The organism is Stappia sp. (assembly GCF_965276915.1).
In the GTDB taxonomy this organism is placed as follows: domain Bacteria; phylum Pseudomonadota; class Alphaproteobacteria; order Rhizobiales; family Stappiaceae; genus Stappia.
This window is the reverse complement of the sequence record NZ_OZ255709.1, coordinates 3,831,560-3,854,428: the sequence shown is the minus strand read 5'-3', so window position 1 is coordinate 3,854,428 and position 22,869 is coordinate 3,831,560. Positions and strand designations below refer to the sequence as shown.

26 protein-coding genes and 1 pseudogene are annotated in these 22,869 nt (G+C 66.1%); 18 read left to right on the top strand and 9 right to left on the bottom strand.

Features of this window, described 5'->3' with window-relative positions:
* The first annotated feature begins 10 nt into the window (after nucleotides 1–10).
* The gene (locus tag ACQY46_RS17855; RefSeq protein ID WP_428697348.1) at nucleotides 11–559 is read left to right on the top strand and encodes an AAA family ATPase; all 549 of its coding nucleotides are present in this window, start codon (nucleotides 11–13) and stop codon (nucleotides 557–559) included.
* 37 nt (nucleotides 560–596) lie between these two features.
* Here the strand turns inward: ACQY46_RS17855 and ACQY46_RS17850 are convergent, their stop codons facing one another.
* Together ACQY46_RS17850 and ACQY46_RS17845 are read right to left on the bottom strand one after the other, a co-directional pair.
* On the bottom strand, nucleotides 597–1,673 hold the full coding sequence (locus ACQY46_RS17850) for a tartrate dehydrogenase (RefSeq protein WP_428697347.1): 1,077 nt from the start codon (nucleotides 1,671–1,673) through the stop codon (nucleotides 597–599).
* A gap of 254 nt (nucleotides 1,674–1,927) precedes the next feature.
* Nucleotides 1,928–2,821, bottom strand: a complete 894-nt coding sequence (locus ACQY46_RS17845; protein WP_428697346.1) for a LysR family transcriptional regulator — start codon at nucleotides 2,819–2,821, stop codon at nucleotides 1,928–1,930.
* Between the two features lie 107 nt (nucleotides 2,822–2,928).
* Between ACQY46_RS17845 and ACQY46_RS17840 the strand changes: the two genes are divergently transcribed.
* From ACQY46_RS17840 to ACQY46_RS17825, 4 genes are all read left to right on the top strand, one after another.
* A complete protein-coding gene (locus ACQY46_RS17840; protein WP_428697345.1) occupies nucleotides 2,929–3,840 on the top strand; it encodes an NmrA/HSCARG family protein in 912 nt (303 codons plus the stop codon).
* A complete protein-coding gene (locus ACQY46_RS17835) occupies nucleotides 3,833–4,093 on the top strand; it encodes a DUF2798 domain-containing protein (RefSeq protein WP_428697344.1) in 261 nt (86 codons plus the stop codon). Before ACQY46_RS17840 ends, ACQY46_RS17835 begins: the two co-directional genes overlap by 8 nt.
* Nucleotides 4,094–4,245: 152 nt before the next feature.
* A complete protein-coding gene (locus tag ACQY46_RS17830; RefSeq protein WP_428697343.1) occupies nucleotides 4,246–4,461 on the top strand; it encodes a DUF1697 domain-containing protein in 216 nt (71 codons plus the stop codon).
* Nucleotides 4,458–5,036 carry a helix-turn-helix domain-containing protein gene (locus ACQY46_RS17825; protein ID WP_428697342.1) on the top strand — a complete coding sequence of 193 codons (579 nt, stop codon included), beginning with the start codon at nucleotides 4,458–4,460 and terminating at the stop codon, nucleotides 5,034–5,036. The genes ACQY46_RS17830 and ACQY46_RS17825 overlap by 4 nt, the downstream gene beginning before the upstream one ends.
* On the opposite strand, the gene ACQY46_RS17820 is transcribed toward ACQY46_RS17825, so the two are convergent.
* Together ACQY46_RS17820 and ACQY46_RS17815 are read right to left on the bottom strand one after the other, a co-directional pair.
* Nucleotides 5,033–5,746: an aspartate/glutamate racemase family protein gene (locus ACQY46_RS17820; protein WP_428697341.1), complete on the bottom strand. Its 714-nt coding sequence runs from the start codon at nucleotides 5,744–5,746 to the stop codon at nucleotides 5,033–5,035. The two genes, ACQY46_RS17825 and ACQY46_RS17820, sit on opposite strands and share 4 nt — an antisense overlap.
* Before the next feature lie 55 nt (nucleotides 5,747–5,801).
* Nucleotides 5,802–6,497, bottom strand: coding sequence for a TetR/AcrR family transcriptional regulator (locus ACQY46_RS17815; protein WP_428697340.1), 696 nt, complete (start codon nucleotides 6,495–6,497; stop codon nucleotides 5,802–5,804).
* Between the two features lie 194 nt (nucleotides 6,498–6,691).
* Here ACQY46_RS17815 and ACQY46_RS17810 point away from each other — a divergent pair, with 194 nt between their 5' ends.
* Nucleotides 6,692–7,180: a RidA family protein gene (locus ACQY46_RS17810; RefSeq protein ID WP_428697339.1), complete on the top strand. Its 489-nt coding sequence runs from the start codon at nucleotides 6,692–6,694 to the stop codon at nucleotides 7,178–7,180.
* Nucleotides 7,181–7,207: 27 nt separating this feature from the next.
* On the opposite strand, the gene ACQY46_RS17805 is transcribed toward ACQY46_RS17810, so the two are convergent.
* Nucleotides 7,208–8,101: a LysR family transcriptional regulator gene (locus ACQY46_RS17805; protein WP_428697338.1), complete on the bottom strand. Its 894-nt coding sequence runs from the start codon at nucleotides 8,099–8,101 to the stop codon at nucleotides 7,208–7,210.
* A 159-nt stretch (nucleotides 8,102–8,260) separates the two neighbouring features.
* Here ACQY46_RS17805 and ACQY46_RS17800 point away from each other — a divergent pair, with 159 nt between their 5' ends.
* Together ACQY46_RS17800 and ACQY46_RS17795 are read left to right on the top strand one after the other, a co-directional pair.
* Nucleotides 8,261–8,893, top strand: coding sequence for a nitroreductase family protein (locus ACQY46_RS17800; protein WP_428697337.1), 633 nt, complete (start codon nucleotides 8,261–8,263; stop codon nucleotides 8,891–8,893).
* Between the two features lie 152 nt (nucleotides 8,894–9,045).
* Nucleotides 9,046–9,933, top strand: a complete 888-nt coding sequence (locus tag ACQY46_RS17795; RefSeq protein WP_428697336.1) for an EamA family transporter — start codon at nucleotides 9,046–9,048, stop codon at nucleotides 9,931–9,933.
* A 27-nt stretch (nucleotides 9,934–9,960) separates the two neighbouring features.
* On the opposite strand, the gene ACQY46_RS17790 is transcribed toward ACQY46_RS17795, so the two are convergent.
* Both ACQY46_RS17790 and ACQY46_RS17785 read right to left on the bottom strand, forming a co-directional pair.
* Nucleotides 9,961–10,239: a PilZ domain-containing protein gene (locus tag ACQY46_RS17790; RefSeq protein WP_428697335.1), complete on the bottom strand. Its 279-nt coding sequence runs from the start codon at nucleotides 10,237–10,239 to the stop codon at nucleotides 9,961–9,963.
* Between the two features lie 129 nt (nucleotides 10,240–10,368).
* The gene (locus tag ACQY46_RS17785) at nucleotides 10,369–10,704 is read right to left on the bottom strand and encodes a TraR/DksA family transcriptional regulator (protein WP_428697334.1); all 336 of its coding nucleotides are present in this window, start codon (nucleotides 10,702–10,704) and stop codon (nucleotides 10,369–10,371) included.
* Nucleotides 10,705–10,860: 156 nt separating this feature from the next.
* Between ACQY46_RS17785 and ACQY46_RS17780 the strand changes: the two genes are divergently transcribed.
* The 5 genes and pseudogenes from ACQY46_RS17780 to ACQY46_RS17760 form a co-directional block, all read left to right on the top strand.
* Nucleotides 10,861–11,436 (top strand): NnrU family protein, encoded by a 576-nt coding sequence (locus ACQY46_RS17780; protein ID WP_428697333.1) that lies wholly within the window; start codon nucleotides 10,861–10,863, stop codon nucleotides 11,434–11,436.
* A 170-nt stretch (nucleotides 11,437–11,606) separates the two neighbouring features.
* Nucleotides 11,607–12,281, top strand: coding sequence for a tetratricopeptide repeat protein (locus ACQY46_RS17775; protein WP_428697332.1), 675 nt, complete (start codon nucleotides 11,607–11,609; stop codon nucleotides 12,279–12,281).
* Nucleotides 12,281–13,627 carry a PQQ-binding-like beta-propeller repeat protein gene (locus ACQY46_RS17770; RefSeq protein ID WP_428697331.1) on the top strand — a complete coding sequence of 449 codons (1,347 nt, stop codon included), beginning with the start codon at nucleotides 12,281–12,283 and terminating at the stop codon, nucleotides 13,625–13,627. The genes ACQY46_RS17775 and ACQY46_RS17770 overlap by 1 nt, the downstream gene beginning before the upstream one ends.
* Before the next feature lie 146 nt (nucleotides 13,628–13,773).
* Nucleotides 13,774–15,240: a ribosome biogenesis GTPase Der gene (gene der / locus ACQY46_RS17765; protein ID WP_428697330.1), complete on the top strand. Its 1,467-nt coding sequence runs from the start codon at nucleotides 13,774–13,776 to the stop codon at nucleotides 15,238–15,240.
* Between the two features lie 337 nt (nucleotides 15,241–15,577).
* Nucleotides 15,578–16,657, top strand: a pseudogene (locus tag ACQY46_RS17760) (adenylate/guanylate cyclase domain-containing protein); the annotation flags it as partial.
* 44 nt (nucleotides 16,658–16,701) lie between these two features.
* On the opposite strand, the gene ACQY46_RS17755 reads toward ACQY46_RS17760, so the two are convergent.
* Nucleotides 16,702–17,460 (bottom strand): DUF599 domain-containing protein, encoded by a 759-nt coding sequence (locus tag ACQY46_RS17755; protein WP_428697329.1) that lies wholly within the window; start codon nucleotides 17,458–17,460, stop codon nucleotides 16,702–16,704.
* A gap of 525 nt (nucleotides 17,461–17,985) precedes the next feature.
* Here ACQY46_RS17755 and ACQY46_RS17750 point away from each other — a divergent pair.
* The 4 genes from ACQY46_RS17750 to ACQY46_RS17735 all read left to right on the top strand — a co-directional run bounded on the left by ACQY46_RS17750 (nucleotide 17,986) and on the right by ACQY46_RS17735 (nucleotide 21,535).
* On the top strand, nucleotides 17,986–19,470 hold the full coding sequence (locus ACQY46_RS17750) for a methyl-accepting chemotaxis protein (protein WP_428697328.1): 1,485 nt from the start codon (nucleotides 17,986–17,988) through the stop codon (nucleotides 19,468–19,470).
* Nucleotides 19,471–19,621: 151 nt separating this feature from the next.
* Nucleotides 19,622–19,891, top strand: a complete 270-nt coding sequence (locus ACQY46_RS17745; RefSeq protein ID WP_428697327.1) for a hypothetical protein — start codon at nucleotides 19,622–19,624, stop codon at nucleotides 19,889–19,891.
* A gap of 51 nt (nucleotides 19,892–19,942) precedes the next feature.
* On the top strand, nucleotides 19,943–20,344 hold the full coding sequence (locus ACQY46_RS17740; protein ID WP_428697326.1) for a DUF6157 family protein: 402 nt from the start codon (nucleotides 19,943–19,945) through the stop codon (nucleotides 20,342–20,344).
* A 777-nt stretch (nucleotides 20,345–21,121) separates the two neighbouring features.
* A complete protein-coding gene (locus tag ACQY46_RS17735; RefSeq protein ID WP_428697325.1) occupies nucleotides 21,122–21,535 on the top strand; it encodes a rhodanese-like domain-containing protein in 414 nt (137 codons plus the stop codon).
* Nucleotides 21,536–21,541: 6 nt separating this feature from the next.
* Here ACQY46_RS17735 and ACQY46_RS17730 read toward each other — a convergent pair whose 3' ends face one another.
* Nucleotides 21,542–22,114 (bottom strand): hypothetical protein, encoded by a 573-nt coding sequence (locus ACQY46_RS17730; protein ID WP_428697324.1) that lies wholly within the window; start codon nucleotides 22,112–22,114, stop codon nucleotides 21,542–21,544.
* Between the two features lie 107 nt (nucleotides 22,115–22,221).
* Here ACQY46_RS17730 and ACQY46_RS17725 point away from each other — a divergent pair, with 107 nt between their 5' ends.
* Entirely contained in the window at nucleotides 22,222–22,869 is a 648-nt protein-coding gene (locus ACQY46_RS17725) for a glutathione S-transferase family protein (RefSeq protein WP_428697323.1), read from the top strand.

Sequence of the window (22,869 nt, the reverse complement as noted above, 5' to 3'; positions counted from 1 at the left end):
GGTTACGCAGATGGATCGTTTCGTTGTTGTTTCCGGATGTTCGGGAGGGGGAAAGTCGACGCTGGTCGCGGAACTGGCGCGGCGCGGACATGTCACGGTTGCCGAGCCCGGCCGGCGGATTGTCGAGCGGGAGCGCGCCTCGGGCGGCTTGGCGCTGCCATGGGTGGACCTTGCCGCCTTCGCGCGTGCCGCCATCGCGATGGCGCTGGATGACCGGGCGGCTCTGATGGCGGAGGACGATCCGGCGTCCGGAGCGGCCCCGGTCTTCTTCGATCGCGGGCTGGTCGATGCGGCGGCGGCACTGGAGCATGCGAGCGGCGAAAAGGTCCTGGAGGACCTTGCCGCCGCGCATCGCTACAATCCGCTGGTCTTCATGACGCCGCCCTGGCCGGAGATCTACACACAGGATCCCGGGCGGCGGCACGGGTTTCAGGACGCGCTTGCAGAATACGAGCGCCTTCTGGTCGCCTATCCGGCGCATGGCTACGAGGTCGTCCCGGTGCCCAGGACGTCCGTCTCGGCTCGGGCCGATTTCGTCCTGGAGAGGCTGGGTCTTTGAAGGCCGGCGGCCGGCTCGTTCCGGCCGCCGGCTGATCTCAGAGCTCGGCGGCGATCGCCTTGCCGCAATCCTGCGTCGAGAGCGTTCCGCCAAGGTCGGCAGTGCGTCCCGTGGGTTTCTCCAGCACCCGCTCCATCGCCGCGACGATGGCGGCGGCGGCCTCGCGCTCGCCGAAATGGTCGAGCATCATCGCTGCCGTCCAGATCTGGCCGACCGGGTTGGCGATGCCTTTGCCGGCGATGTCGGGAGCCGAGCCGTGCACCGGCTCGAACAGGGACGGGTGCTCGCCGGCCGGGTTGATGTTGGCCGAGGGCGCGATGCCGATCGTGCCGGTGCAGGCAGGTCCCAGGTCGGAGAGGATGTCGCCGAACAGGTTCGAGGCGACGACCACGTCGAAGCGGTCCGGATTGAGCACGAAATGGGCCGCCAGCGCGTCGATATGGTACTTGTCGCGGCGCACGTCCGGATAGTCGGCGCCCATCGCCTCCACCCGCTCGTCCCAGTAGGGCATGGTGATGGCGATGCCGTTCGACTTGGTCGCCGAGGTCAGGTGCTTCTTCTCGCGCGACTGTGCCAGGTCGAACGCATAGCGCAGGATGCGGTCGACGCCGACCCGCGTCATCACCGTCTCCTGGATCACCACCTCGCGCTCGGTGCCCTCGAAGGCGCGTCCGCCGACGGAGGAATACTCGCCCTCCGTGTTCTCGCGCACCACGTAGAAGTCGATCTCGCCCGGCTTGCGGCCGGCCAGCGGCGAGGGCACGCCCGGCATCAGCCGCACCGGGCGGAGGTTCACATACTGGTCGAAGCGGCGGCGGAACTGCAGCAGCGAGCCCCAGAGCGAGATATGGTCCGGCACCTTTTCCGGCCAGCCGACGGCGCCGAAGAAGATGCCGTCATAGCGGCTCAGCGTCTCGAACCAGTCGTCGGGCAGCATCTTGCCGTGCTTGAGGAAATAGTCGCAGGAGGAGAAGTCGAACCAGTCGAGCGAGAAGTCGAGGCCGAAGCGCCCGATGGCCGCTTCCAGGACGCGCACGCCCTCCGGCATCACCTCGGTGCCGATGCCGTCGCCCGGAATGACGGCGATGCGGCGGGCGGTGTTGGAAAGGCTCATGCGGATCTCCGGGGTTTCGGCGGTGTCCGGGCGCGCTTGCGTGCCGGGAAGGGACACGGCGCGGACCGGACGGCCAAGGGAAGAAAGGCGGGCAGGGACCGGCAGGTCGCCTGCTCGCCGCGCATGTTCGCGCCGCTCGCAAGCGATTTCAAGAGGTGCCGGCCGGTCATAGGTCCAGCCTATGGCACACGGGGTGCGGCGGGGCCGAAGGCAAGCCAGTCGACCTCCCGGTCGGTCGCGTTGGACAGGTCCGCTCAGAAGTCGTCCAGCCGCAGTCGTGTTGCCAGATAGTCGACAAGCGCGCGCGTTTTCGCGGGGGGCAGCCGGTTCTCCTGCCACAGCACATGGATCGGCACCGGCGTCGGTTCAAACTCCTCCAGCACCAGCCGGACCTCTCCCTTTTCCAGAAGATGCCCGATCTGCCAGAGCGGCGAGTAACCCAGGCCGAGCCCTGCTTTCACGGCGGAGTAGATTGCCGTCATGGTGTTGGAGCGAAACCGGCCGCGGACCTTGATCGAACGGACCTTGCCGTCGACCTTGAAGGTCCACTGGCCGGGACGCGTATCGACGGTTCTGACAATGCAGGAATGCCGGCGCAGGTCTTCCGGACGCTCAGGCCGCCCGTGCCGGGCAAAATACGATGGAGCCCCGAAGATGACACGCCGCAAGGCGCCGAGACGCTTTCCCTGCAATCCGGAATCCGGCAGGTCGGCGATGCGGATGACAAGGTCGAGCCCCTCGGCAGCAAGGTCCGTGAACGAATCCGAGAGATGGAGCTCCACCTCGACCTGCGGATAATCCTGCATGAACGTGGCGATGATCGGAACCAGGAAATCCGGGCCGAAGAGCACGGGAGCCCCGATCCGCAGAATGCCTGCCGGTTCGATGCGGCGGTCGGAAACCTCGCGCCGGGCCTCCTGAATTTCCGCCAGGGCGGGCTTCACCCTGAGAAAGAACGCGTGCCCGGCCTCGCTGAGGCTGGAATGGCGCGTGGTGCGATGAATGAGCTCGATCCCGACGTCGGCTTCCAGCGTGGCCAGGGACCGGCTGACGGCTTGAAGAGAGCGTCCAAGCTGGCGGGCGGCCTCCGTCAGGCTGCCGAATTCCGCCACCGCGACGAATGCTTCCAGATATTCGATGCGTCCCATTTTTCTCTCGAATTTCGGTATTTAGAATCAAAATTAACATCAATTGTTCCGTCTAACGAGAGATTTTATCTTGTCGCCAGTACCCGATATTCCTGAAAGGAAACGCAATGGGAAACGCGACGCCTACTGTCCTTGTCGTGGGAGCAACCGGCAAGTTTGCCGGATTGGTCGTCCCCGAACTGCTCAACCGGAACGTGACCGTGCGAGCGCTTGTTCAAGGCGAGGCACGGGGCGCGGTCGCCCGCTCCCTCGGGGTCACGGAGGTCGCCATAGGGGACCTGCGAAACCTCGACAGTCTCGCCAGGGCCGTTCAAGGCGTCGACGGGATATTCCATATCGGTCCCGCCTTCGCGCCGGATGAAGCGGCGCTCGGCGTTGCGCTGGTCGAGGCAGCGGATCGCGCCGGCGTGCGGAAGTTCGTGTTCTCGTCGGTGATCCAGCCGACCAACACGCGCCTCAAGAACCATGCGAGCAAGATACCGGTCGAGGATGCCCTCTACTCGTCCGGGCTGGAATACACCGTCCTGCATCCGGCCAATTTCATGCAGAACATCGCCATGGCCTGGCCCGCGATCATCGGGCATGGCGGATTCGGCGAACCGTTCCCCAAGGAGGCCAGGATCGCGCGGGTGGACTATCGGGATGTGGCGGAGGTCGCGGCGATCGCGCTGACCGAAGACCGGTTGGCCTTTGCCACACTCGAACTCTGCGCCGGAATGTCGAGCCGCATTGATGTCGTCGAGGCCTTGTCCGAAAAACTGGGACGCCCGGTGGAGGCTCTGGAGCCCGGTTTTGCGGACTGGGCGAAGGCGGCGCGACTGCCTTACAACGGGCATCAGCTGCAGATGCTGTCGAAGGTTCACGACCACTACCGGAAGCACGGTCTTGGCGGCAACAACCTGTCCCTGAAAGCCGCTCTCGGGCGCGATCCCCGGTCCTTGCGCGACTACATAGGGGACCTGGTGCAAGAGAAGACGTCCGCCGGGCACGACAATCTGCGGGAGGTTCGACATGCATAAGCATCAACACGGACCGTCCTGGCGGAAGCTTCCGCCCCGCTATGCGCGTTTCCTGATGCCGCTGGTTCTCTCGGTGTTCATGTCGGCCCTTGTCTCGGCGGTGGCGACGGTTGCGAGCGTCGGGCCGGGAGCGGCGTTTGTCGCCCATTGGCCCGGAGCCTGGGGTGTCTCGTGGCTGGTTGCATTTCCCGCCCTTCTCGTTGCAATGCCGCTCGCGCGCCGGCTGGTTGGCCTCCTCGTCGAGCAGCACTGAAGACCGGGCGAGTGCGACCCTGCCGCGTGGCATGGCGGGCCGCACCCGCCCGGTATTGAACGGCAAGGCCGATCGGTCCTACAAGGACAAGGAGCGTTTCACAGGGGGTGTCCGAGGCCCTTGGTGCGATGAACCGGAGGACACCGGCACCGATGCAGCAGCTCGTCTTTCTTCTTCGTGCGGTCAATGTGGGAGGCAACGGAAAGCTGCCGATGGCAGACTTGCGTGCGATGGCCGAAGCTTGCGGCTTGCGCGAGGCGCGTACCCGAAGCGGCAAGGACGGCGCTCGTGACCCGGCTTGCCGAGATGGCATGCAAGACGTGAGGTCGGGCGTCCTGCACTGGGTTGAAGAGAGGGACGCCGGATGAACGGTCCAGATGATACCCTGCCGGAGCGGGACGGGTTGCGCGCCGCCTTCGCCGCCGCCTTGCGGCGCGAGCGCGGGCTTGCCGGGCTTTCGGCGAGCGAGCTGGCGCGTCGCGCCGGGCTTGCCAAGTCGACGCTGTCGCAACTGGAGGCGGGACAGGGGAATCCCGGCATCGAGACCTTGTGGGCGCTCGCGAACGCGCTCGCCATTCCCGTCAGCCGGCTGCTTGAGGTGCCGCGCTCCGAGATCGAGGTGATCCGCGCCGGCGCCGGCAAGGGCCTGCGTTCCGGCCATGCCGACTATGTCGCAAGGCTGCTGTCCACAGCGCCGGCGGCCGGGCGGCGCGATATCTACATGATCGAGGCAGAACCCGGCGAGCCGCATCGCTCGCCGCCGCATGCGCCGGGCACGCGCGAGCATGTCGTGCTGCTTGCCGGGCGGGCGCGGATCGGGCCGCGAGGAAGCGAGGCGGAGCTTTCCGCCGGCGATTACATCGCCTATCCGGCCGATGTCGCCCATGTCTTCGAGGCGCTTGCACCCGGCACCCGGGCGGTTCTGCTCATCGAGCACTGTTAGGTGTTCAGTCCCGGCAATCGCTCCTCGACCGCGTGGCGCAGCGCGGCGCGGGCAAGCAACCGGGTCGAATCGAGCACCGGCAGCGGGGCGTTTTCCTCGTTCATCAGCAGCGGGATCTCGGTGCAGCCGAGCACCACGGCATCGCAGCCGTCATCTCCCATCCGCTGCATGATCCGCCGGAACGCCAGCTCCGCCTCCACCGTGAAGCGGCCATAGACGAGCTCGTCCATGATGATCCGGTTCATCTCCTCGCGCTCCTCCGCCAGTGGCAGGACAAGCGCGATGTCGCGCCGGCCGAGCGCTTCGCGGTAGACGCCGCTCTCCACCAGCCAGCGCGTTCCGGTCAGCCCGAGATGCCGGAAGCCGCGCCGGTGCGCCTCGGCGGCAACCGTGTCGGCGATGTGCAGGAAGGGCAGCGGCAGACGCCCCGCGATATGCGGCAGCGCCTGGTGGATGGTGTTGTCAGGGCAGACGAGAAACTCGGCGCCGGCAGCGGCCAGCCGTTCTGCCGTCTCCAGCATCAGGGCGCCGACGCCCTCCATGCATCCCGCCTCGAGATGGCGGACATAGTCGGCAAGCGAGGGCATGTTGAGGCTGATCGGCGGGTTGCCGTGCGGGCCGAGAGGCTCGGCCGCCTCGGCGCAGATGGTGCGATAGCACTCCGCAGCACCTTCGGCCGAGCAGGCCATGATGCCGATGTGAAGGGGCATGTGGGGCGTCCGTTGTTGCCAAACAACGTTCATTATATCGAACTTTGTTCGACGATCAACCGGCCGGCTTGAGAGGAAGTCCGTCCAGAAGGAAGCCCAGTCCCTTCCTGAAAGCGCCGTCCCAGTCCTCGTCCAGGAGCAGTCGAGATGCTTCGATCGCCGGATAACGTTCGCCGGGCCGTTCAAGGCGCTGCTGCGCGTCCCGCTTGCTGTCCTCGCTGGGGGTGCCGAAGTTCGTCCGGGTCACGGTGGCACCCATCACATGGTTCCAGATCGACCAGATCGCGGCGTTGAGGTCCGCCTCGCAGATGCCGGCCCGGGACAGCATTTCACTCAGGAGTTCCAGTCGGGCGAGGACGCTTGCCCCCAGCGCCCGGCGTGGCAGCAGTGCTGCCGACCAGGGGTGGCGCAGCATGCAGGCGCGCCAGTCCTCCAGCATGTGGATGACGTCCTCGCGCCAGTCCGGGGACGGGGAGGCCTGCGCCGGACCCCTGTACTCCATGACGGAATCGAGGGCCAGGTCAAGGACGCCTTCCTTGCTGTCGACATGCCAGTAGAGGCTCATCACGCCCGAGCCGAGGTGATCGGCCAGACGGCGCATCGTCAATCCGCCGAGGCCGCGGGCATCCATCAGTTCCACCGCGGCCTGCACGATACGCTCCAGCGAAAGAGGCGGTTCCTGCGTCGACTGAAGGGGCTTTCCGGTCCGTTGTGACCGCTTGGGCCCGGTGCTGCTGGATCTGGTGGCCATTCGTCATCCTGGGTGATCGGGTCGTCGAGCCTGGCCGACAATGCGACAGTTTTCGGTTTCGGGCAATTGACTCGTACGACGTACGGTGCAATCTGTTCGTACGGTGTACGAGTCGGCCGGCGGACGTTGAGCGGAATGGCAATCGCCCCGCTCGCCGGCCCCGTCGCCCGCGGAGCTCAGGGCCAGGGAAAATCATGTCACGCGCAATCAAGCATCTGCTTGTCGGAGGGCTACTCATCATGACCACGGGAATTTCCGCCGCGACGACGGCGAAGGCGAGCGATCTCACGCTGAAGATCGTGAACCCGCAAAACCTCTACGATCCCACGCCGAACGGATACAGCACGGCGGTGATCGTGCCGGGCGGCGCGCGCGTCGCCCATGTCTCGGGGCAGGGAGGGCAGGACGGCACGGGAGCACTGTCACCCGATTTCGCCGTCCAGGTCGAGCAGGCCTACGCGAATCTCGGCGCCGTTCTCGACGGGCTCGGCGCGCGGCCGGATCAGGTCGCCAAGCTTACCGTCTACGTGGTCGATCACGACATGTCGAAGCTCGAGGTCCTGACCCGGAACGTCAAGAAGATGTTCGGCGAGAGATTGCCCGCCCAGACCCTCGTCCCGGTTCCAAAGCTTGCCATCGACCCCATGCTGTTCGAGGTGGAAGCCGTGGTCATGCTTGACTAGACAGGGGCTCCTGAACGCCTCCCCCGCTCACATCTCCTCGCGCAGGTCCTCGGCGAGGAAGTCGACGAAGGCACGCACCTTCGGCAGCAGGTAGCGGCGCGAGGGATAGACGGCATAGACCTGCGTCACCACCGGGTCCCAGTCGTCCAGCGCTGTTTCCAGCCGGCCGGCGGCGATGTCGTCCTGCACATAGAGGCGGGGGATCAGGCTCACCCCGAAGCCGGCGCGCAGGGCATCGCGGATGGCAAGGCTTGATGTCACCTTGTAGCGGCCGGTGACCTGCACCTTCTGCGTCTCGCCGTCGCGGCTGAACTCCCATTCGCCGGCATGGCCGGAGAGCGAGAACTGCACGCAGTCGTGGCCTGCCAGCTCCATCGGCGTTTGCGGACGTCCCTTCGCGGCGAAATAGGCGGGCGCGGCGCATACGACATGGCGCAGGGCCATGATCCGGCGGGCGACGAGGCTCGAATCCTCCAGCCTGTCGCTGCCGCGAATGGCAAGGTCGAAGCCGTCCTTGACGATGTCGACGCGCCGGTCGTCGAGCTGCAGGTCGAGGGAGAGGTCCGGATAGGCCTGCATGAAGCGGACAACGGCGCCCGAGAAGCGGACGAGCGAGAGGCTCATCGGCGCGCTGACGCGCAGCAATCCGCTCGGGCTGTGGCTGAGGGGCTGCATCGAGCCGTCGGCATCCTCGAGGTCGTCGAGGATGCGGCTCACCTGCTGGTAGTAGCGGGTCCCGGCCTCGGTCAGGCTCATCCGCCGCGTCGTGCGGTTGAGCAGACGGACGCCGAGATGCGCCTCCAGTTCGCCGACATTCTTGCTGACGGCGGCCGGCGACAGGCGCAGCTTGCGCGCCGCGGCGGCAAAAGCACCCCCCTCCACCACCTGGCGGAAAACCCGAAGCGCAGTCAGTTGATCCATGATTATTCACTATCAGTTGTGAGTGTGACCATCGTAATGCGGATTATTGCCGGATCATAATTGAATTATCTGTTGCTCCAACGGGAGCGATCCCGCCCTTCGTTTCACCGCCCGCGCTGCGAATGCCGCCGCGCCGGGCCAGCCGAAAGGATTGGAACCATGACGGTACATGTCTTCCCGAGCGAAATCGTCTCCGCCATCGAAAGCCGCATCTCCGCCAATCTCTACGATCGCGACCATCTGCTTTCCAGGGAGCAGATCGAGGAGCTGGTGCGCCTCGCCAGCCTGGCGCCGAGCGCTTACAACCTGCAGAACTGGCGCTTCATTGCCGTTTCCAGCCCGGAGGCGAAGGCCCGGCTGACCGACGCCGCCTACGGCCAGCGCAAGGTTCTCGATGCGGCCGTGACCTTCATCATTGTCGGCCAGTTCCCCTCGCACAAGGCGCTGGCGCGGCGGCTGGAACCTTCGGTTGCCGCCGGATTCATGCCGCGTGAAATGGCCGAGAGCTGGGTCGGGGTCATCTCCGACACCTTCGACGGCAAGGCAAGCGCCAGCCATGACGAGGCGATCCGCTCGGCCACCTTCGCCGCCTCCTTCCTGATCTTCGCCGCCCAGTCGATGGGGCTCGCCAGCGGCGCGATGACCGGTTTTGAGGCCGAACGCGTTGCCCGCGAGTTCGGTCTGGGGGCCGGCGAGGTGCCGGTGATGTTGATGACCGTCGGACGGGCCGCCGAGGGCAACTGGCCGCAGAAGCCGCGCGTGCCGGTCGCCGAACTGATCGAGCATGTCTGATCAACGCCTGATCAACGCCTGAATACACACCTGAGCGAATGCGTGACCCTTGCGTTTCGACCCTTCCGGTCGAGACGCCGGGGCGCCCGGGAAAGCACCTGCCGGAAGGCTCCCGACAGGCTCCATCCGTTCTTGCCCAAGGGGGCTTTGCCATGACACGTCTTACGGACCTGCTTCTGACCGCGCTTGCGCCGGTTGTCTGGGGCAGCACCTATATCGTCACCACCGAGTTGCTGCCGCCCGGGCATCCCGTCTTCGTTTCCGCCGCGCGCGTGCTGCCGGCCGGCCTGCTGCTGCTCTTGCTGGTGCGGGAATTGCCGCGCGGCGTCTGGGTCTGGCGTTCGCTGGTGCTGGGCCTGCTGAACTTCGCCATCTTCATGGTGCTTCTGTTCGTTGCCGCCTACCGGCTCCCCGGCGGCATTGCCGCCACGGTCGGCGCCGTGCAGCCGCTGATCGTCATCTTCGTCGCGGCCGTGCTGCTCGGCACCGCGATCCGGCCGCTGGCCGTTGCAGCGGCCCTCGCCGGTCTTGGCGGCGTCGCGCTGCTGGTCCTGAGGCATGGCGCGGCGCTCGACACGGTCGGTATTGCCGCCGCTCTTGGCGGGGCCGTCTCCATGGCCTTCGGCGTGGTGCTCAGCCGACGCTGGCAGCCGCCGGTCTCGCCGCTGACCTTTGCCGCCTGGCAGCTCACGGCCGGCGGGCTGCTGCTGCTGCCCATGGCGTTTCTGATGGAGCCGGTGCCGCCGGTGCCGGATGCACGCAACCTGACGGGCTTCCTCTATCTCGGCCTTTCGAGCGCGCTCACCTATGTGCTGTGGTTCCGCGGCATCTCGCGGCTGGAGCCCTCGGCGGTCTCCTCGCTGGGCTTCCTCAGCCCGACGACGGCGGTGCTGCTCGGCTGGGTGCTGCTGGGTCAGGCCCTGTCGCCGGCGCAGCTGGCGGGCGTCGCCATCGTTCTGGCCAGCGTCTGGCTGGCCCAGCGGGCCGCGCGGCTGAGGGTGCCGGCACCGGCTCCCGCCGGCAAGCCGGTCGGGGCGTAAGGGTGCAGGCGGAGCGGGGCAGGAGCATCAGTCCGCCGCGGCGGACTGCTCCATGCGCTCGAACTGGACACCGAGCTCGGTCGCCGTGCGCCAGCGCACGACGGCCATCTCGCGGATGTCCTCGTTGACGATGCGCAGCTCGAAACGGTCGGGAATGCCGACGGTGCTGGGCAGCTTCAGAAGGGCACCGTCCTCGGACAGGTTTCGCACCCGGCAGTCATAGACCGTCGTGTGGTTGTCCGGCACGATCTTGCCGCTTTTCAGCGTGCGGTGGCGCGGACTGCTGCGCCGATCACGATCCGTCATCTCGTCCCCGCCTCTCCCAGCCAGCGGAATATGCCCTTAACGGAAGTGATTCTCCAAGCCACTTGGGGCTTCAGTAGGTCGGGAATCCGGTTTTTTTGGCGCAAGCCTCAGTTGCGCCCGGCAAAGGCCTCAGTTGCGCCCGGCACAGGCGATGCACAGTGCGGCGGCCGGGTCGACGGCGAGCCGGCGCGGGGCGATCGCGTCCCCGCATTCCAGGCAGTCCCCGTAGGCGCCGGTATCGAGGCGGTGCAGCGCGGCGGCGATCCGGCCCAGTTCCGCCGTCCGCTGTCGTTCGTTCGCCAGCGCCATCGCCTGGCCCTGCATGGCGTCCATGCGTGACAGGCGGCCAACGGACTGCTGGTCGAGTTGCACGACGTCGCGGGCCTCCCGCGCCGTTTCCGACAGGGCCTCGAGTTCCGCCCTGCGTGCCAGAAGTTGCGCACGGGCCGTCGCATCATCCGTCATCTGCTGCTCCGTCATCCGGCCGTCATGCCCCGTCAACGACAGTCTCGCGGGTGGCGACCCGCGTTGCAAGACGTGGGCGGGTCTGTGTCGTCCGGCTTGACCGGGGGCAGGGAAACCAGTCAAGTCGCCCGGTGACTTTGAGGGAGAATCTTTGCCATGACCTTGCTCGTGCTCGGCCTGGTCGCCTTTCTGGGCGTCCACATGCTGCCCATCCTGACCAGTGTGCGGACACGCCTTCGCACCCGCCTTGGCGAGAACGGCTACAAGGGTCTGTTCACGGTCCTGTCGATCGCCGGCTTTGTCCTGCTGATCTACGGCTATGGCGTTGCGCGCTCGCAAGGCCCGGCGATCCTCTACGATCCGCCGCTGTGGATGCGCCATGTCACCCTTCTGCTGATGGTGCCGGTGTTCGTTTTGCTGGTCGCTTCCAATGCGCCGGCGGGGCGGATCAAGGCGGCAACCAAGCATCCGATGATCCTGTCGGTGAAGATCTGGGCGCTGGCGCATCTGCTCGCCAACGGCGATGTGGCCTCGGTGCTGCTCTTCGCCGCCTTCCTGGGCTGGGCCGTTCTCGACCGGATATCGCTGAAGCGGCGCGGCAATGCCGGGGGCGCGGTGTCGGCGTCCCCCTCGATGGCCGGAGACGTGGTTTCCCTGGTGGTCGGTCTCGGCCTCTACGTCGCCTTCGTCCTTTATCTGCATGAGTGGCTGATCGGCGTTTCTGTCGTCTGAGCGGCCAGCGTCTGGCCGGCTGCCTCACTTGCGCCACGAAGACGCGCAAGGGGAGGGTGGCCATGCCCGAACGGGCCGTTTGCCAGTGCAGGGTCAAATGGATATGGTGGCGCCGCGCCGGGCCGGGAGGCCGGGTGCAGCCCACGCCAAGTTTCAGGAAATTGTAGCGTATGTCGGACATTTTTCGCGAGGTCGACGAGGAGATCAGGCATGAGCGCTTCAAGCGCCTGTGGGATCGGTTCGGTCCTTATCTGATCGCGCTTGCGGTCCTGATCGTCGTCGGCACCGCCGCCTATCGCGGCTGGCTCTACTGGCGCGAGACGCAGGCCCAGGCATCCGGCGACGTTTTCGTCAGCGCAACCCGTCTTGCCGAGGACGGCAAATTCGCGGAGGCCGAGGCGCGGCTGGCCGAGCTTGCCGACGCGCAGGGCGGATATCCGACCCTGGCGGGCATGCGCGCGGCTGCCCTGAAGGCGGAGGCCGGCGACCCGGCAGCGGCCATGGCCGCGTTCGACGCGATTGCCGACGACGGGCGCAAGGATCCGCTCCTGCGCGACATCGCAAGGCTCAGGGCCGGCTACCTGGCCATGGATCTTGAGGATTACGCCGGCGCCACGTCGCGGTTCCAGGTGCTCTCGGGCGACGACAACGCATGGCGCTTCCTGGCGCGAGAGGCACTGGCCCTGTCGGCCTGGAAGCAGGAGGACGCGGCCGCCGCGCGCCGCTGGATCGACGGCATCGTCGGCCAGGAGGGCGCGCCGAGCGACGTGGTGACGCGGGCGCGCACGGTCCTTGACCTGATCAATGCGGCTGAGGGCAAGCCGGACGAGGAGGCGAAGTCGTGATGGCGCGCGTATCCGTACGGCCGGCTTCTGGGCTCGCCTCGAAACTGGTCTTCGTGATGGTCTCGGCGCTGGCGCTTGGCGCCTGCGAGACCTTTACCGATCTCAATCCCTTCACCAAGGAAAAGATCCTTCCGGGCGAGCGCGAGGCGCTGTTCGACACCGCCGACCCGCTTGCCACCGAAGGCTCCGGCACGGCCAGCGTCGGAGCTGCCGGTTCCGTCGAATGGCGCCAGGGCGCGGGCGACGGCGCCAACAATTCGGGCAATGTCGCGGCGACGATCTCCGGCGGCCGGGCCTGGCGGGCGTCGATGGGCGGTGGCTCCGGCGGGGTCTTCTCCGGCACCGTGCGCACCGCGGCGCGGCCCGTTTCGGCCAATGGCCGCATCTTCGTCTACAGCCAGAACGGCGACGTGACAGCGCTGTCGACCAATGGCGGCCGGTTGTGGCGGCGCTCGCTGCGTCCCGAGGGCGAGCGGGACGTCGCCTCCGGCGGCGGTGTCGCGGCCGAGGGCAATCGCGTCTTCGCGGCGACCGGCTACGGCCAGCTCGTCGCGCTCGATGCCGGTTCCGGCGCCGTGATCTGGAACAAGGATATCGGCGCCCCGGCCCGTCAGGCTCCGGCCGCGTCCGGCGACGTCGTCGTCGCCGTCACCCAGACCGGCGAGGTCCACGCGGCCGCGCAGGGCGACGGCGAGGAGCGCTGGACCTATAGCGGCATTGCCGAGAACAGCGGCCTGCTCGCCTTCGCCAATCCGGCGATTGCCGGGGGCACCGTGATCGTGCCCTTCACCTCGGGCGAGGTGATGGCGCTCGATCTCAAGAGCGGCGAGCCGAAATGGATCGAGGGCGTCACGCGGTCCTACCGCACGCGCGCCGTCTCGGGCTTCGCCGATGTGGCCGCAAGCCCGGTCGTTGCCGGCGACATGGTCTATGCCTCGGGCGTCTCCGGCCGGCTGGTGGCCTCGAAGCTGCGCACGGGCGAGCGCGTCTGGGAGCAGGATGTCGGATCGCTGCACACGCCGGTCGTTTCGGGCGGCGCCGTGTTCCTCATCGACATTGAGGACCGCATGGTGGCGATCGACCGGCGCAACGGCGAGGCGCTGTGGCGCACCGTGCTGCCGAATGTCGAGGGCAAGAAGAAGCGGATCAACTGGGCCGGGCCGGTGCTGGCGAACGGCGTTCTCGTCGCGGTATCGAGCGACGGGCGGATGATCCGCATCGACGCCGCCTCGGGCCGGGTTGTCGGCACCTCGTCGACCTCCGAAGACATTTACGTGACGCCGATCATCGCCGGCGGACGGATGGTGACCATCACCTCCAAGGGCGACGTCGTCGCGTTCAACTGACACGAACGGGCGCTGGCGCCCGTTCTCATGTAGCCTTCCCGCATCCCGCGTCGCCATGGCGCGGGATGCATTCGTTCTTGCCGGATGCCCGAACCGGGACAATCATGTCCCGGTTCGGGCTTTCGCTTTGCCGGGATCTGGATACCGTGCCTGCCAAAATCGCAATCATCGGGCGGCCGAATGTCGGCAAGTCCACCCTCTTCAACCGTCTTGTCGGCAAGCGCCTGGCGCTGGTCGACGACACGCCGGGCGTCACCCGCGACCGCCGGGCGGGCGATGCCAAGCTCGGCGACCTGCGCTTCACCATTCTCGATACCGCCGGTCTCGAGGAGGCGGACGCACGCACCCTGGAAGGGCGCATGCGGGCCCAGACCGAGGAGGCCATCGCCGCTGCCGACGCGGTCCTCTTCGTCATCGACGCGCGCGCCGGCCTGACGCCCAGCGACAGCCATTTCGCCAACATGCTGCGGCGGACGAGCACGCCTGTCGTGCTGATCGCCAACAAGGCCGAGGGACGCTCGGGCGAGGGCGGTCTCTACGAGGCCTTCAGCCTCGGCTTCGGCGACCCGATCGCCATGTCGGCGGAGCACGGCGAGGGGCTTGCCGATCTCTACCGGGTGCTGTTGCCGATCGTCGATGCGGCCGATGCCGCCGACGAAGCGGCCGCGAGCGAGAAGGACGCGGTCGCGGCCGGCGAGATCGCCGTGACCGATGTCGATGTGGTGACCGAGGACGAGGACGAGGAGCCGGTCGACACGGGCCCCGCCGCGGGCAGTTCGACGCGGCCCTTGCGCGTTGCCGTGGTCGGCCGCCCCAATGCGGGCAAGTCGACGCTGATCAACCGGTTCCTGGGCGAGGAGCGACTGCTGACGGGCCCCGAGGCCGGCATCACGCGCGATTCCATTTCCGTCGACTGGGTCTGGCGCGACAAGCACGTGAAGATCTTCGACACCGCCGGCATTCGCCGCAAGGCGCGGGTGCAGGAGAAGCTGGAGAAGCTCTCCGTCGCCGACGCGCTGCGGGCGATCAAGTTCGCCGAAGTGGTGATCGTCACGCTCGATGCGACGATTCCCTTCGAGAAGCAGGACCTGCAGATCATCGATCTCGTCGCCCGCGAGGGCCGGGCGCTGGTCATCGCCATCAACAAGTGGGACCTGATCGAGGACCATGCCGAGACGATGCAGCGCATCTCCGATGCCTCCGAGCGCTATCTGAACCAGATCCGGGGCGTGCGCATCGTCACCCTGTCGGGCCTGCACGGGCGCGGGCTGGACAAGCTGATGGACGCGGCGTTCCAGTCCTACGACATGTGGAACCGCCGTGTCTCGACCTCGCGGCTCAACCGCTGGCTCGACGGCGTGCTGGTCCATCATCCGCCGCCGGCTGTTGCCGGACGCCGGGTGAAGCTGCGCTACATGACCCAGGTGAAGGCGCGTCCGCCGCACTTCGTCATCTTCTGTTCGCGGCCCGAAGTGCTGCCGGAAAGCTACACCCGCTACCTCGTCAACGGCTTGCGAGAGCGGTTCGAGATGCCCGGCACGCCGATCCGGCTGAGCTACCGCAAGGGCGATAATCCCTATGCGGCCAAGGCCCGCAAGCGCAAGATCCAGTAGCGACGCCGGCACCGGCCGACCGGATGCCTCGCGTGCTCCCGCCCGGCGCGACCACGCGAGGCGTCGGGGATCGCAACGGCGGCAGGGAGGGAAGTCGCGATCGGGTCTTTTTTTGGCCCGCCTCAATACCCATCTTGCGGATGACGCGGGGCCGGCAGGGTGCCCCGCCTTCTCCGATCGTCTGCCGCGCGTTCGCTCGCGGGTGCCGGCCGGCCGAACTGGGACGACCAATCCGCTTCCGCCAGGGTGCGGATCGGCCGCCCCAGGCATCGATACGAACAAGGTCGGGGATCCCGCTCGGTTTGCGGGAGGCGCCGGCGATCCAGGGGCGTGACGCATGACAATCAGTGCAAGTCTCATCGCCGCCGAAGTCATGGAATGGCTTCACGGCGACGCGGTGCGGATCGAGGACGCCTCGATGCTGGTGGAAACGCTGGCGATCCGGCTCAACGATGCCGGCGTTCCGGTCGACCGGGTCACCACCGGCATTTCCATCCTGCATCCCAATGTGCGCACCGAGGGCGTCACCTGGACCACCGATGCGGGCACCGAGCTGCGCCGCTACATGGAGACCCCGGAAAGCCTCAAGGCTTACCAGAGCAGTCCGTTCAAGGTGGTCTTTTCGGAGAGCCGCAGCGTGCGGATCCGTCTGCGCGGCCCCGCTCCGCTGCCCGACTACGGCATCGTGCCGGAGCTGGTCGAGGCCGGCTATACCGACTATGTCGCGCTGCCGCTTCCCTTCTCCGACGGTTCGATCAAGGGCGTGACCTTCGCCACCCGGGTCGGGGGCGGCTTCTCCAGCGCGCAGCTGTCGCTGTTCGAGACGATTGCCCGGCCGCTGGCGCTTCTGTGCGAGTTGCAGACACTCAAGAGAATGAGCCACACGTTGCTCGACACGTATGTCGGGCGGCGGGCCGGCGCGCGGGTTCTGGCCGGCACGGTCAAGCGCGGCGATGGCGAGACGATCTCCGCCGTGGTCGGCTTCTTCGACCTGCGCGGCTTCACCGAACTGTCCAACACGCTGCCGGGCGACAAGCTGGTCGGCCTGCTCAACGCCTATTTCGATGCGGTGACGCGGGCCGTGGAGGCGCATGACGGGGAGGTTCTGAAGTTCATCGGCGACGAGGTCATGGCGGTGTTTCCGTATGGCTGCGAGGAAAGCGCCCGCAACGCGGCGAGCCAGGCCCTGCTGGCGGCGCGCGAGGCGGGTGAGAACATCTCCGCGATCAACCGCACCTGCTGCGAGACCTCGCCCGAGCTTCGCGTCGGCATCGCCCTGCATGCTGGCGATGTCTTTTTCGGCAATGTCGGGGCGGAGACGCGGCTCGATTTCACGGTGGTCGGGCCGGTGGTCAACCTTGCCTCGCGGATCGCCGGGCTGACCCGGGAACTGAGCCAGGACATCCTCGTCTCCGAGACCATCGCCGATCTCATGGGTTGCCATGCCGGGGCGCTCGGCCATTACCGGGTGAAGGGGTTCACCGATCCCGTTTCGGTCTTCATGCCGCCGGCCGGCTCGATCGGGGCGGACGGCAGCTGGTGCAGCGACGCCGCCAGCGCCCTGGCGCGCGAGGCGAACTGACGCCGCGCCAGGACGGCGAGCACGAAGAAGGTGGTGGCGACCAGCAGGCGCGGGTCGACGAACCAGCCGAGATAGCCGATCGAGAAAAAGAAGGCCCGCTGGCCGCGGTTGAAGTGGTTTCCCGCCAGCACCATCACGCCGGCCGCCTTGTCGGCGAACGCTTCGCGCGTGGCGATTTCCGCCTCGTCCTCCGGCATGGCCCCCATCAGGATGGTGGCGTAGTTGAACAACCGGTAGGCCCAGCCGAACTTGAAGAAGGCATAGGCGTAGATCAGCGTCAGGCCGATGACCTTGAGCTCCCAGTTGGCGACGCTGTCGCCGTCTTCCAGCCCAAGGTCGCTCATGATCTTGAAGATCGAATCCGTCGAGGTCAGCAGTGCGAAGCAGCCGCCGATGGCGAGCAGCGAGGTGGAGGCGAAGAAGCCGGTACCCTGCTGCAGCCCGGCCGCGATCCCCACATCCATGATCCTGACCGGCCGGTGGCTCATCGTGCGCATCCAGCCGTGACGATGCAGGTCCATCTGGTAGGAGAGCGTCCGCCGTTTCAGTGGCGACAGCTCGACCAGGATGTTGAAACCGAGCCAGGCCGCGATAAACCAGGCAAGCGCGGCCAGATCCGTCGCCGACATGTCAATCATGCAGTCGTTCCCGTGCCGTTGGTCGCCATGTGTTCCGCTGGGCTGGTGTTTGGTTCCGGCGTTTGCATTCCCCGCAACAAGCGAGTTTGCAAGGCCGGGAATGTCCAGACAACGAGCAAAACGTATTCTCCGGCGGATCGCCCGCGTCTGGTATTGCTCGCCGCACCGTCGCTAACGGGTGCCAGATATCAGGTTCGATATACCAGCGATACCAACCGTCCGGGAGAGGCGCAACTCGCCCGGCGCGAAACTCCACTTCGATGAAGACGGTTTCATGTACCGCAGGTGATCTTCTTACGTTACGGGCCGCTTTTGTTCATTAGTACAAATACGCCCAATGTTTCTTGTGTTAACTTTGGTTGCGTATTTTTTTCTTTCATATCAAATGTATCTCACGGCTTCAATTTCGCGAGGCTTCTGAATATTTCAAGACCCAAGAATATCCTGATTTTTCGCAAGCCCCGTTAACGCCATTTCAACACGCTTCACCGCATTGTGCTGCCAAAGCAACGGAGATATGCGGCAATGGTCACTGTGCCTATGTTCTACGACAAGAAAAAAGCCCTTCTTGACGCGATCAGCCAGTCCCAGGCGATGATCGAGTTCACGCCCGACGGAAAGGTCCTCGACGCCAACAGCAATTTCCTTGCGGCGGTCGGATACGGCCTGAACGAGATACGCGGCAAGCATCACAGCATGTTTGTCAGGAAGAGCGAGCGCGACAGCGACGAATACAAGAAGTTCTGGGCGAACCTTGCGCGGGGCGAGGCGCAGACCCGCGAGTTCCGCCGTGTCGGCAAGGGCGGGCGGGACGTCTGGCTGCAGGCCTCCTACAATCCGGTCTTCGACCGGGCCGGCCGTACCGTGATGGTGGTCAAGCTTGCCACCGACATCACCGGCGAGAAGCGTCTCAACCTTGAAATGGCCGGCGAGATCGAGGCCATTCAAAGATCGCAGGCGATCATCAGCTTCGACATGGACGGCACGATCCTCAATGCCAATCAGAATTTTCTCGATGCGATGGGCTACACGCTCGACGAGATCCAGGGCAAGCATCACCGCATGTTCGTTGGTTCGGAGCATGCAGGGAGCGCCGAATATCGCCAGTTCTGGGACAGCCTGAAGACCGGCAAGTACCAGGCGAACGAGTATCTTCGTTACGGCAAGGGCGGCAAGGAAGTCTGGATCCAGGCCACCTACAATCCGATCCTCGACGAGGACGGCCGGCCGGTGAAGGTGATCAAGTTCGCCACCGACCGCACCGTCCAGGTGCAGATGCGCAAGCACCGCGAGAAGGTGCAGAAGCAGATCGATACCGACCTGGATTCCGTCGCCACCTCGATCGCGCAGGCCAACATGCAGGCGACCGACGCCTCGTCGTCGTCCCTTCAGGCATCGGCCAATGTCCAGGCGGTCGCGACGGCCACCGAGGAGCTTGCCGCGTCGATCGACGAGATCACCCGGCAGGTCAACCAGGCCATGGCTGTGGCCCAGCGGGCCGTTGTCGAGGCGCAGCAGTCGACATCCGTGATGACGGGGCTTGCCGCCGACGCGCAGAAGATCGGCGAGGTGCTGGAACTGATCGACAGCATTGCCGGGCAGACCAACCTCTTGGCGCTGAACGCGACGATCGAGGCAGCGCGCGCCGGCGAGGCGGGCAAGGGTTTCGCGGTCGTGGCTGGCGAGGTCAAGAGCCTCGCGGCGCAGACATCGAAGGCGACCGAGGACATCAACACCCAGATCGTCTCGGTGCAGAACTCCTCGTCGATGGCCGAGGCTTCCATCCGTTCGATCATGGGCATCATCGAGGAGATCAGCGGCATCTCCGCCAATGTCGCCTCGGCCATCGAGGAACAGTCGAGCGTCACCCGCGATATTTCCGACAACATGCACCAGGCCTATGCGGGCGTCGAGACGATCACGCGGAACATGCAGCACCTGTCGCAGGAGACCGGTCGGGTCGAACAGGCGACGGTCAAGCTGCGCGAGGCGTCGCGCTCCATCGCGTAAGCGGTCGAGCGCCGCTCCAGCCGTCGGCCGGCCGTCGCGCCCTTCGCTCGTGAAGGCGGACGCCGGCCGCTCCTGTGCCCGTTGCCGGCACAAATGCTAAACTCCTCACGCTGCGAGGTGAAAGGCGCGTCCTTTCCGCGGGAGGCGAGGCATGGACGAGGACGAACGGGAGCGGGCGCATCTGGTCTGGCTTGCGCGGAACATGCCGCTGATCGCCAGCGCGATGGGGCTTGCCGCCTATGCCGCAATCCGCATGGCCGGTCACGGCAACGGCAAGGCGATCCTTGTCGGTGCGATCATGTTCGGTTTCGCCCTCTCCATCTGGAAGTTGCGCCTGTGGTTCGGCATACGCGGCGCCATCGCTGTTGCGGGCTCCCTTGCGGTTCTCCTGTGGGCATTGCAGAAATACGGCTGGCTCTGATCCGGACCGGCCGGCCGAGCCTTGCCGGCTTGCGAACCGAAGCGGGACGTCATGCACACCACCAATTATTTCCAGACGCTCATTCTCGTCTCCGACGATTGCAAGCGCGATGGCCCGACGCCCCCCGAGCGCGCCGGATCGATCGCCGCCCTCCAGTTCGAGCTGTTGCAAGGGGCGCCGCATGCGATGTCGAGCGACGACCTCCTGTGGCGCGTCGAGGTGGCGCGCAACCCGGACCTTTCCGATACGGATGAAAACAGGCAGGCCTATTTCTCGAAGGGGCGGGCGTGCCTGCGGACCTCTCCGCTGGTCAAGTCATACGGCTGGGGCATTCACAGCGATGGAGAAGGCCGGGTGGCGCTGGTCGGCGGCGGCAGTCCCGAATATCTGGCACTCGTTGCCGACGGGGACGTGAAGAAGGTGCCGGGCATCCGCTCCTCGCGGAAAAAATAATCCCCGCATTTCACCGCAAACCGGGTGTCGGGGCGTTCCAGGACGAGACTTGTGTGCGCATCGGTCCCCTTGTCCCCTCCGGATCCCCGTTCCTCATTGGTCGATCAGGCCTCCGTCGCCGGCCCGGCCATGCGCATGTTTGATGCAATTTCGATATTGTTTGCGACAATTTTTCGAAGTTTTTTGTTCGAAATTGTCGAAATTGCACAAACTGAGCGGCTGGCGGATCGGTGTTTTCGACGAGGGGGCGGGTGTCCTTTTGCGGCGGGAAACCCGTCCGGCATGCGTGACGCGCACGGCAGGTCGCACATTTTTTGCGCTTGCGAAAAGATTGCCAAATCGTTAAATCCGCGTTCAGACCGAAGGCGGCACGGGGGCAATTCGTTCGCCGCGACAATCGGACAAAAGGGCTTCAATGGACGAACAGCTTCAGAAATCCTGTTGGGGCGTAACGGCTTGGGCCGTTCTCCTGGCAGGTGGCATTCTCGCGCTCATGTATGTGTTCGGCGGGGATGTGTCTTCCGCGACCGTGGTCGCGGTCCAGTAATTCCCGCGAGAGGCCCGGAGCGATCCGGGCCGGCGCGCGGCAGGGATCGCGACCGGCGAAAGCGACCGGTGAGCGGATCCTTCAGATTGCAGATCAGGGCGCGGGGGATATCCTCCGCGCCCTTTTTGCGTTTCGCGGGGATCACTGCTTGCCATCGGACGTCGGCGCGGAAACACTTGCCCGGCCGGACAGTCAGCCACACCGGCAGGAGACCAACGGGGAGGTTGAGGATGGGCGGAAAAATCACCAAGGGTTACAAGGCGTTGCTCGAGGAGGCGAATGCCGTCATCGAGACGCTCAGCGTGGCCGACGCGGTTGCCCTGCATGGCGACGATACGGTTGTCTTCGTGGATATCCGCGACGTGCGCGAGTTGCAGCGCGAGGGCAAGGTGCCGGGTGCCTTGCATGTTCCGCGCGGGTTGCTGGAGTTCTGGGTCGATCCGGACAGCCCCTACTTCAATCCCGCCTTCGGCGAGGACAAGCGCTTCGTGTTCTTCTGCGCCGCCGGCTGGCGCTCTGCGCTCGCCACCCGCGCCGTGCAGGAGATGGGGCTCGCCCCGGTCGCCCATGTGGATGGCGGGTTCGGCGCCTGGCGGGAGGCCGGCGGACCGGTAGAAGAGCCGAAGGCTAGGGCGGAAAGCTGAAGTTTCTCAATCCGCAAGGGCGGAAGGGGAGGGCCCGGGCCGGCGCGCGGGACGATCCTTGGGGCGGTTGCGGACAGTCATCTGGCGGAAGATCATCTGGCGAAGCCTGCGCACGCCCGACGGTGTGCTGGAGAGCATCCCGGCATAGGTCTCTGCGTCCAGTTCGAAGAGGACAAGCGTGACCGGACCGAGCCCTGGCCAGTCGACCTCGGCGCCCCATGTGGGGACCTCGGCCGCCGTGGACCGGCCGGTGATCGCGGGAATGTCCTCGCGCGCCAGGGTTATCCCCGTCTCCGCCGGCCATTCGATCCGCTCCAGTCCGCTGGGAATTCGCCACAGTTTCAACTGGGTGCCGATATCGAGCGTCAGTTCGCCGCCACCCTCCGCAAGGTCGATATGCACGAGCCGCTGATCGAAGCCGGTCGGCATGACGACGATCTCGCTGCCCTCGCGCGCCAGTGTGGCGGTGTTGGCGAGCCGATAGGCCACCGGCTCCGCGCGCACGGGAACAAGGCCAGCCAGAGCGGCAATGCCGGCGGCGGCAAGCAGGGCAACCAGAGAGCGGGAAGCTTGCAACATCAGCGTGTTCATCCGAATCTGACCCCGCGGGGCCGGTCGGGAACAGACTAGCGCCACCATATTTACGAAGGCTTGCACATTCGTGCGCCGAAGGCAGGGGATTTCGCATGAAACTGGTGATCGGCAACAAGAGATATTCCTCCTGGTCGCTCAGGGCCTGGCTTGCGGCGCGGCTGGCGGGCCATCCGTTCGAGGAAGTGCTCGTTCCTCTCGACACGCCAGAATTCTCCAGCCGGATCAGGGAGATAACGCCGGCGGCCCGGGTTCCGGTGCTGATCGACGAGGACATCACCGTCTGGGATTCGCTCGCCATCATCGAATATCTGGCCGAAACCTTTCCGCGCTCCGGCCTGTGGCCGGCGGAGCGGGCGGCCCGCGCCCATGCCCGGGCGATCTGCGCCGAGTTCCATTCAGGCTTTGCCGACCTGCGCGGGAATTACCCGATGAACCTGCGCCGTGTGCCGGCGCTTCACCCCGCCCAGCCCGACGCATCGCGCGATATCGCCCGGGTCGCCGGGATCTGGCGCGACTGCCGCGCGGCCCATGCGGGCGAGGGGGATTTCCTGTTCGGTGCCTTTTCCGCCGCCGACTGCTTCTACGCGCCGGTCGTCTCCCGGTTCCTGACCTACCTGTTGCCCATGAGCGAGGTCGAGCGCAGCTATGCGCAGGCGGTGATGGAGCATCCCCTGATGCTCGAGTGGCGGAGTGCGGCGGCAACCGAACCGTGGGTACTTCCGGCTGAAGAGGTCGATTAG

Excerpts from the sequence above, each read along its gene's own strand:
- ACQY46_RS17850 (WP_428697347.1), bottom strand. The coding sequence starts at position 1,673 with ATGAGCCTTTCCAACACCGCCCGCCGCATCGCCGTCATTCCGGGCGAC.
- ACQY46_RS17745 (WP_428697327.1), top strand. The coding sequence starts at position 19,622 with ATGGACGAGGACGAACGGGAGCGGGCGCATCTGGTCTGGCTTGCGCGG.
- ACQY46_RS17855 (WP_428697348.1), top strand. The coding sequence starts at position 11 with ATGGATCGTTTCGTTGTTGTTTCCGGATGTTCGGGAGGGGGAAAGTCG.
- ACQY46_RS17780 (WP_428697333.1), top strand. The coding sequence starts at position 10,861 with ATGACCTTGCTCGTGCTCGGCCTGGTCGCCTTTCTGGGCGTCCACATG.
- ACQY46_RS17825 (WP_428697342.1), top strand. The coding sequence starts at position 4,458 with ATGAACGGTCCAGATGATACCCTGCCGGAGCGGGACGGGTTGCGCGCC.
- ACQY46_RS17730 (WP_428697324.1), bottom strand. The coding sequence starts at position 22,114 with ATGTTGCAAGCTTCCCGCTCTCTGGTTGCCCTGCTTGCCGCCGCCGGC.
- ACQY46_RS17810 (WP_428697339.1), top strand. The coding sequence starts at position 6,692 with ATGTCACGCGCAATCAAGCATCTGCTTGTCGGAGGGCTACTCATCATG.
- ACQY46_RS17795 (WP_428697336.1), top strand. The coding sequence starts at position 9,046 with ATGACACGTCTTACGGACCTGCTTCTGACCGCGCTTGCGCCGGTTGTC.
- ACQY46_RS17840 (WP_428697345.1), top strand. The coding sequence starts at position 2,929 with ATGGGAAACGCGACGCCTACTGTCCTTGTCGTGGGAGCAACCGGCAAG.
- ACQY46_RS17820 (WP_428697341.1), bottom strand. The coding sequence starts at position 5,746 with ATGCCCCTTCACATCGGCATCATGGCCTGCTCGGCCGAAGGTGCTGCG.
- ACQY46_RS17830 (WP_428697343.1), top strand. The coding sequence starts at position 4,246 with ATGCAGCAGCTCGTCTTTCTTCTTCGTGCGGTCAATGTGGGAGGCAAC.
- ACQY46_RS17815 (WP_428697340.1), bottom strand. The coding sequence starts at position 6,497 with ATGGCCACCAGATCCAGCAGCACCGGGCCCAAGCGGTCACAACGGACC.
- ACQY46_RS17845 (WP_428697346.1), bottom strand. The coding sequence starts at position 2,821 with ATGGGACGCATCGAATATCTGGAAGCATTCGTCGCGGTGGCGGAATTC.
- ACQY46_RS17805 (WP_428697338.1), bottom strand. The coding sequence starts at position 8,101 with ATGGATCAACTGACTGCGCTTCGGGTTTTCCGCCAGGTGGTGGAGGGG.
- ACQY46_RS17750 (WP_428697328.1), top strand. The coding sequence starts at position 17,986 with ATGGTCACTGTGCCTATGTTCTACGACAAGAAAAAAGCCCTTCTTGAC.
- ACQY46_RS17735 (WP_428697325.1), top strand. The coding sequence starts at position 21,122 with ATGGGCGGAAAAATCACCAAGGGTTACAAGGCGTTGCTCGAGGAGGCG.
- ACQY46_RS17785 (WP_428697334.1), bottom strand. The coding sequence starts at position 10,704 with ATGACGGATGATGCGACGGCCCGTGCGCAACTTCTGGCACGCAGGGCG.
- ACQY46_RS17755 (WP_428697329.1), bottom strand. The coding sequence starts at position 17,460 with ATGATTGACATGTCGGCGACGGATCTGGCCGCGCTTGCCTGGTTTATC.
- ACQY46_RS17800 (WP_428697337.1), top strand. The coding sequence starts at position 8,261 with ATGACGGTACATGTCTTCCCGAGCGAAATCGTCTCCGCCATCGAAAGC.
- ACQY46_RS17790 (WP_428697335.1), bottom strand. The coding sequence starts at position 10,239 with ATGACGGATCGTGATCGGCGCAGCAGTCCGCGCCACCGCACGCTGAAA.
- ACQY46_RS17835 (WP_428697344.1), top strand. The coding sequence starts at position 3,833 with ATGCATAAGCATCAACACGGACCGTCCTGGCGGAAGCTTCCGCCCCGC.
- ACQY46_RS17775 (WP_428697332.1), top strand. The coding sequence starts at position 11,607 with ATGTCGGACATTTTTCGCGAGGTCGACGAGGAGATCAGGCATGAGCGC.
- ACQY46_RS17725 (WP_428697323.1), top strand. The coding sequence starts at position 22,222 with ATGAAACTGGTGATCGGCAACAAGAGATATTCCTCCTGGTCGCTCAGG.
- ACQY46_RS17770 (WP_428697331.1), top strand. The coding sequence starts at position 12,281 with ATGGCGCGCGTATCCGTACGGCCGGCTTCTGGGCTCGCCTCGAAACTG.
- ACQY46_RS17740 (WP_428697326.1), top strand. The coding sequence starts at position 19,943 with ATGCACACCACCAATTATTTCCAGACGCTCATTCTCGTCTCCGACGAT.